A 13,641-nucleotide genomic window follows, 5' to 3' on the forward strand; every position below is an offset into this window, starting at 1 on the left:
GCTTGCTGCTCGGTGCGAGAGCGCCGATTCCCCACGCTTCGGTGCCCCTACCGTGTTTCGGGGTTCCACCTGATCGAGTGATGAACATGCGTTCGTCTGCCGGTAATCTTGTTGTGTGGACAGCGAAGTGGTGTGGAAAGCGGATGCGGTGGCTCTGGCCGACCGTATCTCCACCCTGCTCACTGTTGTGCGGTCTGCCGAGGCCGAGATCGGGTCGCTGCTCGTGGAAATCGAGTCGCGTGGTGTCATGGAACTCTTCGGATACCGTTCTGCCGCAAGACTTTTCGAACACCTCGCCGACGTCCCCAAATCTGCCGCCGAGACGGTGGTCAAACGAGGTCGCGCCCTCACTGGTGGCCATAGCCTCGACGGCACCCCCATCCCCGCCGTCGCCCCCGCCACCGGCCTTGCCGCCTTGGATGGTCGCTTGAGCACGCCGATGATCGACACGATCGTCGGCGTGATGACCCAAGTCCCGCCCGAGCACCGCGACGACGCCGAACAGCACCTGCTCACCTTCGCCGCCGAGGCGGGTTACAAGCAGGTCGCCGCCCTGGGCACCCGGATCCTGGCTCACCTCGACCCCGACGGCGCCGAACCCGACGAGACCGGACCGGCCACCCCCAGCCGCGAACTCTCGTTGCGCCGCAAAAGAACCGGGGTCTGGGAGCTGAACGGCCGTTTCGACGACGAAACCGGCACCCGAGCCAGTGCGCTCCTGGACTCTCTCGCGGGACGTCGCACCACCGACGAAGGCCCAGACCTCCGCTCCCCACAGGAACGCTACGGCGACGCCTTCTCCGACGCGATCAACCTGGCTCTCAACTCCCCCGACTTGCCGATGCAGGCCGGCGAACGAGCCCACGTGATGGTCGCGGTCTCGTTGGAGGACCTGAAGTCCGGTGTCGGCCGCGCCACCCTCGGTGACCTGGGCACGATCTCGGCAGCCGAGGCCCGCATCCACGCGTGTGACTGCATGCTCATCCCCGCGGTCCTCGGTTCGAAGAGCGAACCTCTCGACCTCGGCCGCCAATATCGCTTGGTCACGGCCGGACTCCGCCGAGCGTTGTACCTCCGCGACCGCGGCTGCGCCTTCCCCGGCTGTCACCGCCCGCCGCGGCACTGCCAGGGCCACCACGTCCGCCACTGGGCCGACGGCGGCCCGACCGAGCTCGGCAACCTGGTCCTCATGTGCGCCCACCACCACCGGCTGTTGCACCGCTCCGGCTGGCAAGTCCGCATCGCCCCCGACGGCCTACCGGAGTTCTTACCGCCGGTGTTCTTGGACAAACACCGAAGACCCAGGCGCAACAACATCCACCAACCGTTGCCGTTCGCGGCGTCACCGAGGTTCAGAACAGCGTTGCCTGGGCCGGTTCTTCCGGCGGCTGCTGTCCCCGCCGTCCGTTCAACGCGAACTTGTCCTCGATCACCTTGTCCGGCTCCGGGAACCCGTACTTCGCGATCAACGGCCGGATCCGCGCCCCGATCTCGTGCCGGTACGCCGTCTCCGAACCCGACGAATACAACCGCGTGTACTCCGCCACCAACGCCGGATACGCCTGCCGCAGCCACCCGAAGAACACGTCCTTGACACCGGAAGACAAATACAGCGGGTGGTACAGCACATCCGTCGCCCCCGCTGATGCCACCGCCGCGACCAGGTCCGCCAGCTGGGCTGGTGAATCCGACAGATGCGGCAGGATCGGCGACAGGAACACCGTGCACTCCAGACCCGCGTCGCGGATCGCGCGGACCGTTGCCAGGCGGGCCGTTGTCGTTGCCGTGCCGAACTCCACCGACTGCTGGAGCTCCTCGTCCAGCATCGACAGCGACACACCCAGGTGCACCGTTGCCCGCTGGGACGCGCGAACCAGCAGGGGCAAGTCCCGGCGGATCAACGGTCCCTTCGTCAGGATCGAGAACGGGACCCGGTGACCGGACAGCGCGTCGATGATGCCCGGCATCAGCTCGTAACGGCCCTCCGCGCGCTGGTAGACGTCCGTGTTCGTGCCGAAGGCCACGCGGGGCGGGAGCTTTCGCTTGCGGGCCAGCTCGTTTCTCAGCACCTCCACGATGTTCGTCTTGACGATGATCTCGTTGTCGAAGTCGCCGGCGATGTTCAAGCCGAGGCGGGTGTGCGTGTTGCGGGCGAAGCAGTACTGGCACGCGTGCGTGCATCCGCGGTACGGGTTGATCGTGTACTCGCCCGGCAACATCCTCGCGTCCGCCGGGACGTGGTTCAACGCGCTCTTCGCCAGCACCTCGTGGAACGTCACGTCGCGGAACTCCGGGGTCCGGACGCTGCGCACGAACCCCGTCAGCCGGGCCAGGCCCGGCAGCGTTCCCTCGTCGACCCGGTCCGTGCGCTGGCCGCTCCAGCGCATCGCTTCTTCACTCACCGCACGAGCATGCCCCGCCCCGGGAAGCCGGGCTAGCCAGATTCGGACATGACCGCTAGAGCGCCTCGCCCCACTGCCCCGGCCCGGAAACGTGCCTCGGGTCCGTGACCGCGTGGTAGCCGCCGTGCACGAAGACCAGGGCCGGTGCCTGCCGGTCGCGGCCCGTGGCCAGCACCTCGCCGACGACCAGGGTGTGGTCGCCCAAGTCGAACTTGTCGGCCAGGGTGCACTCCAGCCAGCTCGCTCCGTCGAGCACGAGCGCTCCGGTCCGCTCCCCCGGCTTCGCCGCCAAGAGCGCAATCTCGGAGACGCGCGACGCACGCGGCCCCGCCAGCCGGCGGGCGACGTCCCGCCCGTCCGCCGGCAGGATCGACACCACCCAGCGGCCGGTGTCCAGCAGATCCGGCAGGAACGACGACTCCTTGCGGAAGGACAGCGAAACCAGCGGTGGGTCGAGGGAGATCGACCCCAGTGAATTGACGGTGACGGCGTCGTGCCGCCGGCCGCCCGGGGTGTCGCGGTACGTCGTGGCGACGCACACGCCGGTCGCGAAGGTGCGCATCGCACCGCGAAGATCGGGAGCCATCACAACCCCTGTGGGTGCGAGAAGAACCGGTCCGGGTCGTACCGGCGCTTGACCTCGGCGAGCCGGGCGGCGTTCGGGCCGTAGTAGGCGCCGCGCCAGTCCTCGAGGTCCGGATCGGTGAAGTTGACGTAGGACGCGTCCGGCGCGAACTCGCCCGTCTCGGCGTGCAGCGCGTGCAGCCAGTCCAGGTTCGCCGCGACGACGCCGGGTGCGTCCCGCTCGGTCCACGACGTGTCCAGGCTCAGCAGGAACTTCGTGTCCCGGTGCGGGAACGCGGTGTCCGCCACCGGGACGCGGCCGATCGCCCCGCCCCACGCGAACAACGCCGCCCCGGCACCGTCGGGATTGCCGCTGCCGGGCCACTTTTCGACGGCCCGGACGAGCGCCTCCAGCCCGGCGTCCTCGATCGCGTGCGGCGTGCACCGCGTGCGGACCGCGAACGCCCCGCCCTCGCTGGAGTGGTGCAGGAAGGACGCCGCGTCCCAGAAGTCCCGGTCTTCGATGTCCACGCGGTCGGGAGCCGCGACGGCGAAGGCCGGTGCCAACAGCTCCCACAGGTCCGACGCCGCGCCGAGGTGGTGACCCACCACCGAAACGACGCCGTCGTCGCCCGCCGAGCGCGCGATGCCGATCCGCGCGGAGAACTCCGCCGGCGCGGCGAGCATGATCTCCTGCATCACCGCGAGGACCTCGACCGCGTGCGGCCACGCCCAGAGCACGACGCAGGTCGAGCCGGCCGGGGCCGGCCGCGCCTGGAACGTGAAGCTCGTGTTGACGCCGAAGTTGCCGCCCCCGCCGCCGCGGCAGGCCCAGAACAGGTCCGGGTTCTCCGCCGCCGACGCCGTGACGACCTCGCCGGAAGCGAGCACGACGTCGGTCGAGACCAGCGCGTCGCACGTCAGGCCGTGCGCGCGGGAGATCGTCGTGACGCCGCCGCCGAGGGTCAGGCCGCCGATGCCGACGGTGTCGGAGTTGCCGAGCGGGAACGTCAGGTCCCACGGCCGCAACCCGGCGTAGAGCGCCTTCATCGGCGTCCCACCGCCGACGGTGACCCGTCCGGTGCCGCGGTCGACGCGGATCCCGGACAGGCGCCCGAGGTCGAGCACCAGGCCGGGGCCCGCCGAGTGGCCCGCGTAGCTGTGGCCGCCGCCGCGGACCGTCACGGGCACCGACTCCGCACGGGCCCACTGGACGGCCCGGGCGACGTCTTCCGTGCGGGAGACCGAGAGCACCGCCATGGGGCGGGTGGCGGCGAACCGCCGGTTCACCGGCGCCACGGTGTCGAAACCGGGGTCGCCGGGGAACCGGAGCTCGCCCAGGCCGCGCAGGCCGTCCCAGGCGGTCATGACGCCCTGCTTTCCGCCATGACCTCTTCGAGGAAGGAGACGCCGGTGGCGGCGTGCTCGCCGTAGCGCTCCCAGACCTCGCGCAGCACCAGGGTGCCGCCGTGCCACTGCGGGGTGTTGGTGCTGTGCCCGGCGATCACCTCGCCGCTCGCCATGACCATCGTGTAGGCCAGCCGCAGGACGCCGCCGGCGTCGCAGGTGCCGGTCACCGTGCCGCGCAGGACGTGGCCGCCCTCGAACTCGGCCCACACCAGGTCGCCGTCCTGCCGGTACTCCGCGTACGTGCCGTCGCCGCCGCCCAGTGCGCGGAACCGGCGGCCGTCGTAGTGGATGCTCATTCGTCCACGTCCAGGAGTCCGGCCGGCATCGCCAGGGTGGTGCCGGTGGGCGGCGGCTCGATCTCGACGGCGTCCACCTCGACCAGGGAGGCCGCGTGCTCCAGCCGCTGCCGGCACGTCGCGGCGTCGTCGGCTTCGCAGGCGACGAACGAGTGACGCGCGATGTAGCCGCCCGGCGGCAGCCGCAGCGTGGTGCCCGGCTCGACCATGGGCGAGGCCATGACCAGCCCGTCGGCGTCCCACGGAACCTCGACCGAGTGCACGACGCAGTCGTGGTCCGGGTAGCCGAACCGGATGCCGGCCACGCCGGAGCGCGTCGGGGTGACGTCCGGGCGCTGGCCGGTGGCGACGTCGAACAGCACGCTGCCCGGGTCGATGCCGGTGGCCGTCTTGCCGAGCAGCGGGATCAGGTCGCCGCCGAGCCTGCCGTTGACCTCGATGATCACCGGGCCGCTGGTGGTCAGCCGGACCTCGGTGTGGGTGATGCCGTTCTCGATGCCGAGCACGCGGTGGGCTTCGGCCAGGACGTGCAGCAGCTCTTCGTCGCGCAGCAGCGGGTCGGCGGAGTCGACGAGGTGGCCGGTCTCCTCGAAGAACGGCGGCATGCCGGTGCTCTTGCGGGCGAGGAACATCGGCAGGTACTCGCCCTTGTGGACGGCACCGTCGATGCTGATCTCGGGTCCGTCGGCGAAGCCCTCGATGATGGCGCCGCCGCGGTAGGGCTCGTCGCCGACGAGGCTGGCCTCGTGGGCGACGCGGTAGGCGGCGTCGAACTCCCCAGCGTCACGGGCGAGGGAGACGCCCATGCTGGCGCCGAGCGCGCGGGGCTTGACGACCACCGGGAAGCCGATGCGGGCGACCGCCGCGCGAGCGTCGTCGAGGTCGACGGCCAGGTGGAAGCCGGGCTGCGGCAGGCCGGCTTCCGTCAGCCGGACGCGGCAGCTGTGCTTGTCGCGGCAGCCGTGCACGCCGGGGATGCTCAGGCCGGGGACGCCGAACTCGGCGGCCAGCTCGGCCGCGGGCATGACCAGCGGCTCGTCCCAGCAGAGCACGCCCGCCACGGTGTACTGCTTCGCCAGCTCGCGGGCGGTCTCGGTGAGCAGCACGTGGTCGAAGACGTTCACCACGGTGATGTCGTCGAAGTACTCGTGCTGCCAGGTCGGCTTGAGGTTGTTGATCAGGACCAGCCGCAGCCCGGCTTCGCGGGCCCGGTCGGCCACGGATCGGACGAGGTATTCGCGGTAGAGCTTGAGGCCGCTGCCGATCACGAGCAGCGCACCCGGGTTCGCGTTCATCGAAAAGTCCTTTCGGGGTCAGGGAAAGAGGGCGAGGGCTTGGCCGGCGAGCTCGGCGACGACGGCGTCCGCGGCCAGCGGGGCGGTGCGGAAACCGTCGGCGCCACTGGCCGGTCGGGCCCAGGCGGCGGGCCCGACGCGGACGAAGCCCGTGTCGCCGCCGTCGGAAGTGGCGTAGTGGCAGTGCTTGACGCGCACGACGTCGTATCCGTCCACATCGGACACGATGCCGGCGGACAGGACGCGCGCCGCCCAGCCCGCGTCGTCGTCGGGACCGGACAGGGTGGTCACCTCGCGCCGGACGGCGTCGGTGCTCACCTTGAGCAGCGTGCCCGCCACCGAAGGCAGCAGCCACGCCCGCCCGTCGGCGCCGATCCCGCCCGCGGTGGGCGTCGCCGCCCAGGCGTGGGCGAGCGCGGCGGGCGGACGCAGGTAGACCATCGTCTGCCGGTGCAGCGCGACCGGCCGGTCGAGCAGCGCCCCGGTCCAGGGCCCGGCGGCGACGAGGACGACGTCGCCGGTCACGGCCGTGCCGTCGGCCAGGTGCACGGTCGCCCGGTCCGGATCGACTTCGACGGCCTCCCGGCCGGGCCGCAGCTCGGCGTCCGGGTGGTGCCGCAACCAACGAGCGGCGGCGTGCAGCACGCGGTCGGCGAGCAGCGTCCCGGCGTGCGGCTCGTACACCGCGCCGCTGCCCCTCGGGAACCCGATGAGGGGGTAGGCGGACGGGTGGACGATCCGGATGGGCACGCCGGCGGCCCCCGCGGTCGCGACGGCCGCCGGGACGAGCCCGGGCGGCAGGGCCTGGAGCACCCCGACGCGCCGGTAGAGGCCGGCCCCCGGCAGGTGGTCGCACAGCAGGGTGTCGAGCTCACGCCACCGGTGGTGCAGCTCGGCGGCCCGCCGAGTGGCCGCCCGATCCCCGACGACGAGCGCCCGCAGCGCGCGGTGCTGGTCGAAGGAGGTGGCCCCGGGGTGCGGCACGGGGCCGCGTTCGAGCAGGACCACCCGGTGCCCGGCGAGGACGCACTGGATGGCGGTGAGCAGGCCGGTGATGCCTCCGCCGACGACGATGACCTGCAGGCTGTCGCGCCGCCCGGAGCGGGGACGGCTGCTCCCGGACGCTGTGTTCGGGAGCGCGGTGCCGGGGAGGGTGACGGTCCCGGCCAGGGAGGTGCCCGGCCGGGCGGGAGCGTTGGCCGCCCCGCCCAGCCCGGCCACGGCGAGGCCCGCCCCACGCGCGGCCAGCGACGAGGCAACGCTTGCCGCCGCCACGAGGTCACCGCCGAGCGCGAGGCCGGCGCCAGGCGCGGCCGGCGACGGGGCAGCGCTTGCCGCAACCCCACCCATCTCCAGGTTCGCGCGGGCCCGGCCCAGGTCACCCCGGCCGGCGCTGGCCATCGACTGCGCGCGGGCCGGCAGCTCCTCCTGCCGGATGCCGGTGCTCATCGGCCGGCCTCCGCGAGACGCAGTCGCGGCAGCGCAGCCGGTGTGAACGACTCCGCCTCCGCTCCCGCGTCCGCACCCAGTGCCTGCTCCGCCAAATCCACCAGGATCGGGGCGGCTCCGCGCAGCAGGCGATCGACCTCGAAACAGAAGTCGCCCGCGTTCGCTCCCGTCACCTCGCGGCGGTCCAAGCGACCCAGCTGCTCCGCGATCGTCTCCGCCGCCCGGTTCAGGCTGAACCCGGCCAGCTCGTACGACTCCGCGAACCGCGACGCCATCAGCGAAGCCGCGCGCCGCGACCGCGATGACACCGGCAGCGGGCCGAGACCGACCCAGCGGTTCACCTTGTCCGCCACCCGGTTCCACGGCTCGACGAGCCGCAACCCCGTGACGCGGGACAGGCCGTCCCGGCTGAAGCTGGTCCGCTGGTGCTCCGGGCTGGTCGCGGCCAGGTGGAACCGGATCAGGTCGCGCGGCACCTCGGCGGCCAGCTCCCGGCTCCACACCACGTGCCCGCGGCTGGTGGAGAACTTCCGGTGGTCCAGCTCGTAGAACTCGTTCGTGAGGTACCGCGTCGGCAGGTCGTAACGGCCGTCCAGCGCCAGCAACATGGCCGGGCCGGCGATCGCGAACGGGTAGATGTTGTCGAACCCGAGGAAGTACACGATCTCCGACCCCGCGCCGGCCAGCCACAGAGCGTCCTCCGACGAGACCGCGCCCGACCGCTTCTCCGCCGAGAGGGCGGAACAGTGCATGCTCCACGCCATCGGCTCGGCGTTCGGGTTGACGCGCTGCCCCGCGACCTCGGGGAAGGGCACCTCGATGCCCCACGAAGTCGGGTACGTCACCGGGAAGTCCGGCAACGGACGCGACAACATGGCAGCCATCGCCTGCGCCATGTGCGGCCGCATCCCCGCCGCATGACGCGAGAAGTGCTCGCGCAGCTGCGACCGGTACCGCTCGACCGGCAGCACGAGCACGTCGGCTTCGCGCAGCACCACGGGGTCCGACGGGTCCAAAGTGGACCGGACGTCCAGCAGGTCACCGGCGGCGACCAGCTGTCCACAGCTCTCGCAGAGTCCCGCGCAGCCTTCGGCGAGACACTCCGGGCAGCTGCCGGACGCGAACCCGTCCACCAGGAACTCGCCCGACCGCGACGAGTACGGGAACTTCATCGTGCGCAGTTCCAGCTTGCCCGCCGAGTACAGCCGGCCGACGAAGTCGACGACCCACTTGGTGAACCGGTCGTCGTCGCCGGTGTAGCCGTCGACGCCGATGCCCATGGCTTCGAGGCTGGCGGAAATCTGCGCGGCCGACGTGGCCACCAGCTCCGCCGGGGTGACGCCGCGGCGGTGCGCGGTCGTCACCACGAACGTCGACGTGTCCTGAAAACCGGTGCCCAGCAACACTTCCCGGCCCTGGGACCGGGCGTAGCGGGTGTGCACGTCCGCGGCCAGGAACGGGCCCGCGATGTGCCCGAGGTGCAGGTCGCCGTTCGCCGTCGGAGCCGGCGAGATGACGACCGTCCGGGCGCTCATGACACGCCTGCTTCGTGCCGGGCCGTGAACTGCGCGGCCATCTCGGGGTCCCACCAGACGCCGTAGTACTCGAAGTCCGCGTCGCCCTGGTTGGTGACGCAGTGCGTCGAACCCGGCGGCAGCCGGACGACGTCGCCGGCGGCGAACGGGTGCGGCTCGTCGTCGACGACCAGCGTGGCGGTGCCGGCCAGGGCGATGAAGATCTCGTACTCGTGGTGGGAATGGGCGGTGGAGGTGGTGCCCGGGCGCAGGACGCACCACGCGCCTTCGAACGGCGCGTTGAGCTCCGGCCAGGGCAGCAGCCGCTGGGAGTCGAGCCCGTACGCGCGCTCCAGGTGATCGCGGTCGAGCCGGTGGATGTCGATCATACCGCCACCACCACGGACTCGTCGGTGCGGCGAAGGTCGTCGTCGGGGCCCGCGCCGGTGACGCGGCGCTCGACGATGTCCCCGGCGATCTCGGCCGAACGCTGGGCCAGCACGCTGATCAGCGAGTCCGAGATGCCGTGCGTCGCCTCGTTGACGCCCTGCAGGTACAGCGCTCCGAAGGCGTCGGCGCCGAGGTCCGCGCGGTAGCGCCGGTTCACGGAGATCCCGTCCAGGCCGATCGCGTCGGCCAGGCCGCGGACCATCGACGGCATCCGCGGGTCGAAGCCGGTGCCGAGGAACACCGCGTCGCAGCGGACCTGCTCGACCGTGTCGTGCTTGAGGTCGCGGACGTCGAGCACGATCTCCTCGCCGCCGCCGGGCAGCGACTCCGTCCGGGAGGCGACGACGTCGGCCGAACCGCGGATCGTCGAGACGGGCTGACCGAGCATCTTCTGCTTGTAGAGCATCGTGTAGAGCTCTTCGAGGAACGGCCCGGCCAGGCCGCCGTAGTTGGTCAGGTGCATCTCCGCGAGCACCTTTTCCCGTGCCTCTTCGGACATCGTGAAGAACTCGTCCACAAAGGACGGGAAGAACAGCTCGTTGATGAACTTGCTGGTCTGGTAGTCCTTGAGCGCGATCGCGCGCAGCAGCAGCGTCGGCGACGAGCCCGGCGCCTCCTGGTGCAGGGCCATGAACATCTCGGCCGCGCTCTGCGCACCGCCGACCACGACCGGCCGCAGCGCCTTGCCCGGGCGGGCGAGCCCCGTGGTCTCGGCGACCCGGGTGCTGAACTCGGTGCTGTGCACGACCCGCTCGGCCGGCAGCCCGCGGAACACCTCCGGCACGTGGGCGTCCCGGCCGCCGCCGACGACCAGGTCGCGGCAGAGGATCGTGTCGCCGTCGGACAGCGGGACGGTGAAGCCGAGCACCTGGCCCGACTCCGAGTGGATCGGCAGAACCCGCTCCGCGCGGGCGTTGTAGCGCACCCGGACCTGCTCCAGCGAGTCGGCCACCCACTGCAGGTAGGCCGAGATCTGCCAGCGGAACGGGTTGAACGTGCCGAGGTTGACGAACTCGTCGAGCTCGCCGCGCTCGTGCATGAAGTTGAGGAACGAGAAGCGGCTGCGCGGGTTGCGCAGGGTCACCAGGTCCTTCACATAGGACACCTGGCTGCGCGCCCAGGGCAGCATCAGGTTGCGCTGCCACTTCACGTCTTCGTGCTGTTCGAGGACCATGGCGCTGCGGGCCACGCCGGCCCGCCCGCACTCCTCGAGGGCCACGGCCAGCGCGAGGTTCGCCGGGCCGGCCCCGATCATCAGGACATCCACTTCGTGGACGGTCATGTCATCACTGCTTTCCGGGTCGACCTGCGGCGCGCCGGGTCGCGGCGCGCCGCAGGGAGCTACTTGCTGACGGTGACGCTGAACAGGTCGAGCTCGCGGAACTGGGTGGGCTGGACGTTGTGCAGGCGGGGCGCCCAGGCCGCGGTGCCGGACTGCCACCAGATCGGGATGGTCGGCATGTCCTGCAGCACGAGCTTCTCGGCCTGCTGGTAGAGCGCCTGGCCCTGCTTCTGCGACGGCGCCGCGTCGGCCTGCTTGAGCAGGTCGTCGACCTTCGGGTTCGAGTACTGGCCGACGTTCGAGGCCGCACCGGTGCGGAAGAGCGGGTTGAGGAAGTTCTCGATGGACGGGTAGTCCGCGACCCACGCCGAGCGGTAGATGCCCGTGACGGTCCGGTTGTTGAGCTGCTTGCGGAAGTCGCCCAGCGTCGTCTGCGGGGTGAACTTGCAGGTGCGGCCGAGGGAGTCCTGGATCTGCTTGCAGATGACCTCCATCCACTCCTGGTTGCCGGAGTCGATGTTGGACGTCAGCTCGATGTCACCCTGGAAGCCCGAGGCGTCGAACAGCTGCTTGGCCTTCTGCGGCTGGTAGGTGCACAGCTCGCCGCACTGGTTGTCCAGGTGGCCCTGGACGTTCGGGGCGACCAGGCCGTCGGCCGGGGTGCGGCCGCCGTTGAACACCTTCTGGATCAGTGCCTTCCGGTCGATGGCCATGGAGATCGCCTGGCGGAACTGCGGGCTGTCGTAGCGCTTGTCGAACAGTGGGAACGCGATCGCCTGGTAGCCGAGGTAGGTGTAGGTCTTGCGCCGGTCCTCGGGCAGGTCCTTCTTGATCTTGCCGCCCTGCGTGGAGGTCCACGGCGTGAACGACAGGAAGTCGAGCTTGTTCGCCAGGACGTCGGCGTAGGCCTGGTCCAGGTCGGTGTAGAAGCGGAAGTCGATGCCGCCGATGTTCGGCTTCTGCGTGCCGGCGAAGCCGTCGAACCGCTTGACGACGAGGTCCTTGCCCGGCGTGTACGACTCGAACTTGAACGGGCCGTTGCCGACGGGGTGCGCCTCGAACGCCTTGCGGTCGGCGAAGAAGCTCGCCGGCATCGGGAAGAACGCCGCGTAGCCGAGCTGGACGCCGAACTCCGAGAACGGCGCGTCGAGGGTGACCGTGAACGTCTTGTCGTCGACGACCTTCAGGCCCGAGAGATCCTTGGCCGCCGGCAGGGTCGCCGGCTGCTTGCCGTCCGCGGTCGCGTTGTTGACCTGGGAGAAGCCCACGACATGCGAGAAGTAGCTCGCGCCCGCCATCAGGTTCGGGGAATACGCGGTGTAGTTCCACGCGTCGACGAAGCTCTTCGACGTGACCGGCGTGCCGTCGTGGAACGTCCAGCCGTCCTTGAGCTTGATGGTCCACACCTTGGAGTCGGTGGTGGTGATCGAGTCCGCGACGGCGTTGTGCGGGGCGGCCGTCTTGGCGTCGTACTCGATGAGGCCGCGGAAGAGCGTGCCCAGCACGCTGATGCCGCCGACCTCGGTCGTGTTGCCGGGCACGAGCGGGTTGGCCGGCTCGGTCTCGCTGTAGCTGATGACCGCGTCGCGGTCGATGCTCGCCGCGGCGGGCGCGGCGGCACCGTCGGGCGAGGGAGCGGCGGTGGTGGTGCCGCTCGGGGTGCTGCACGCCGTGAGTGTCACGGCGAGCACGGCGGCCGCGCAGACGGCGGCCCGGAGCTTGCGCATGGGTGTCTTCCTTCTTATTCGGGGGGTGGGACGGGGTGGAGTCAGCGCCGGCTGGAGGTGATGCCCAGTGCCAGCGGGAACGCGGGGCGGCCACCGAGGAGGTGGGCGCCGGCGGTCTGCAGGATCCGGTCCTGCGCCACGATGTGCTGGCACATCGTGGTGGTGTCGCGCAGCCAGCGGTCCAGCGGCGACGGCCGGTAGATCGCGGTGGTCTGCACCAGGTCGTAGAGCCGGGTGACGATCGCCCGGGCAGTGCGGAACGCGTGCCGCCGTGACAGCGGCAGCGCGGCCCGCTCGCGCGGGGTCAGGTCGTCGAGGGAACCGCCGGCGGACAGGACTTCGTGCTGGCGGCGCAACGCGCCGTAGACGCCTTCGCGCGTCGCGGCGAAGTCGGCTTCGCAGTCGGCGAGGGTGGTCTGCGTGCGGTAGTCGTCTTCGCGGCCCGCGGAGACGGCGGCGTCCGTGGCGAAGTCGAGCGCGGCGCGGGCGACACCGAGCGCGACGCCCGGCATGTTCCGCATGTGCACCTCGGGCTGGGCCAGCGGACCCGAGCCGCCGCGGACGTCGGCGAAGGTGAGCGTGTGCTCGGCGGGCACGAACACGTCGGTGATCGTGTAGTCGCAGCTGCCGCTGCCCGCCAGGCCGGTGGTGTGCCAGGTGTCGAGCACCTCGACGTCGGACTTCGGGACCATCAGCAGGATCGAGTCGTGTTCGGGCTCACCGTCGCGGTACAGGAACGCTCCGGAGACGACCCAGTCGGCGTGGGTGACACCGCTGCCGAACTGCCAGCGGCCGGTCAGGCGGTAGCCGCCGGGGACGATTTCCGCCCGGCCGTTGGGAAAGAGCAGCCCCGCGGTCGCCATGTCCAGGCTCGGGAACATCTCTTCGGCGACGGCGTGGTCCAGGAACGAGGCGTAGAGACCGGTGTCCGACCCGATCATCGCGCACCACCCGGCCCCGGGGTCGCCGTAGGCCAAGGCTTCGATCACCTCGGTCTGCTCGATCGACGTCAGCTCGGGACCGCCGTGCGTGCGGGAGAACCCCATCCGGAACACTCCGGTGCCGCGCAGGAGGTCCACGACGTCCGGGGGCAGCCGCCGGGCCCGCTCGATCTCCTCGGCGCGGTCCCTCAGCACCGGGGCGAGGGCATGGGCCCTGGCGAGGATCTCCGCCGCGGTTTCCGGCGGGCGGACCGCCAACGGCTCGACTACGGTCATCACATCACTTCCCTCGAGGTCTTCTTCTCGGCTGT

The 13,641-nt window shown here is 71.1% G+C and carries 11 protein-coding genes and 1 pseudogene; 1 reads left to right on the top strand and 11 read right to left on the bottom strand.

Translation table 11 applies throughout. The features are described 5' to 3' along the window. Window positions 1-115: 115 nt before the first annotated feature. Window positions 116-1,342, top strand: a pseudogene (locus ACZ7PG_RS42540) (HNH endonuclease signature motif containing protein); the annotation flags it as partial. Between the two features lie 10 nt (window positions 1,343-1,352). Here the strand turns inward: ACZ7PG_RS42540 and ACZ7PG_RS42545 are convergent. Genes ACZ7PG_RS42545 through ACZ7PG_RS42595 form a run of 11 tightly spaced genes read right to left on the bottom strand, consistent with a single transcriptional unit; the run spans window position 1,353 to window position 13,606 of the window. Then, on the bottom strand, window positions 1,353-2,402 hold the full coding sequence (locus ACZ7PG_RS42545; protein ID WP_470244891.1) for a radical SAM protein: 1,050 nt from the start codon (window positions 2,400-2,402) through the stop codon (window positions 1,353-1,355). A 55-nt stretch (window positions 2,403-2,457) separates the two neighbouring features. Further along, the gene (locus tag ACZ7PG_RS42550; protein WP_470244892.1) at window positions 2,458-2,988 is read right to left on the bottom strand and encodes a flavin reductase family protein; all 531 of its coding nucleotides are present in this window, start codon (window positions 2,986-2,988) and stop codon (window positions 2,458-2,460) included. Next, a complete protein-coding gene (locus ACZ7PG_RS42555; RefSeq protein ID WP_470244893.1) occupies window positions 2,988-4,334 on the bottom strand; it encodes an FAD-binding oxidoreductase in 1,347 nt (448 codons plus the stop codon). The genes ACZ7PG_RS42550 and ACZ7PG_RS42555 overlap by 1 nt, the downstream gene beginning before the upstream one ends. Continuing rightward, complete coding sequence (locus ACZ7PG_RS42560) at window positions 4,331-4,672, bottom strand: avidin-fold protein (RefSeq protein WP_470244894.1); 342 nt, start codon at window positions 4,670-4,672, stop codon at window positions 4,331-4,333. Before ACZ7PG_RS42560 ends, ACZ7PG_RS42555 begins: the two co-directional genes overlap by 4 nt. After that, a complete protein-coding gene (locus ACZ7PG_RS42565; RefSeq protein WP_470244895.1) occupies window positions 4,669-5,967 on the bottom strand; it encodes an ATP-grasp domain-containing protein in 1,299 nt (432 codons plus the stop codon). Before ACZ7PG_RS42565 ends, ACZ7PG_RS42560 begins: the two co-directional genes overlap by 4 nt. Before the next feature lie 18 nt (window positions 5,968-5,985). Continuing rightward, complete coding sequence (locus ACZ7PG_RS42570) at window positions 5,986-7,416, bottom strand: NAD(P)/FAD-dependent oxidoreductase (RefSeq protein ID WP_470244896.1); 1,431 nt, start codon at window positions 7,414-7,416, stop codon at window positions 5,986-5,988. Beyond that, window positions 7,413-8,951 carry a class I tRNA ligase family protein gene (locus ACZ7PG_RS42575; RefSeq protein WP_470244897.1) on the bottom strand — a complete coding sequence of 513 codons (1,539 nt, stop codon included), beginning with the start codon at window positions 8,949-8,951 and terminating at the stop codon, window positions 7,413-7,415. Before ACZ7PG_RS42575 ends, ACZ7PG_RS42570 begins: the two co-directional genes overlap by 4 nt. Further along, the gene (locus ACZ7PG_RS42580) at window positions 8,948-9,319 is read right to left on the bottom strand and encodes a cupin domain-containing protein (RefSeq protein WP_470244898.1); all 372 of its coding nucleotides are present in this window, start codon (window positions 9,317-9,319) and stop codon (window positions 8,948-8,950) included. Before ACZ7PG_RS42580 ends, ACZ7PG_RS42575 begins: the two co-directional genes overlap by 4 nt. Continuing rightward, window positions 9,316-10,662, bottom strand: a complete 1,347-nt coding sequence (locus ACZ7PG_RS42585) for a SidA/IucD/PvdA family monooxygenase (RefSeq protein WP_470244899.1) — start codon at window positions 10,660-10,662, stop codon at window positions 9,316-9,318. The genes ACZ7PG_RS42580 and ACZ7PG_RS42585 overlap by 4 nt, the downstream gene beginning before the upstream one ends. A gap of 59 nt (window positions 10,663-10,721) precedes the next feature. Further along, window positions 10,722-12,389, bottom strand: coding sequence for a peptide ABC transporter substrate-binding protein (locus ACZ7PG_RS42590; RefSeq protein WP_470244900.1), 1,668 nt, complete (start codon window positions 12,387-12,389; stop codon window positions 10,722-10,724). Between the two features lie 41 nt (window positions 12,390-12,430). Beyond that, complete coding sequence (locus ACZ7PG_RS42595; RefSeq protein ID WP_470244901.1) at window positions 12,431-13,606, bottom strand: acyl-CoA dehydrogenase family protein; 1,176 nt, start codon at window positions 13,604-13,606, stop codon at window positions 12,431-12,433. Window positions 13,607-13,641 lie beyond the last annotated feature (35 nt).

This window comes from Amycolatopsis sp. NPDC114504, assembly GCF_055633595.1.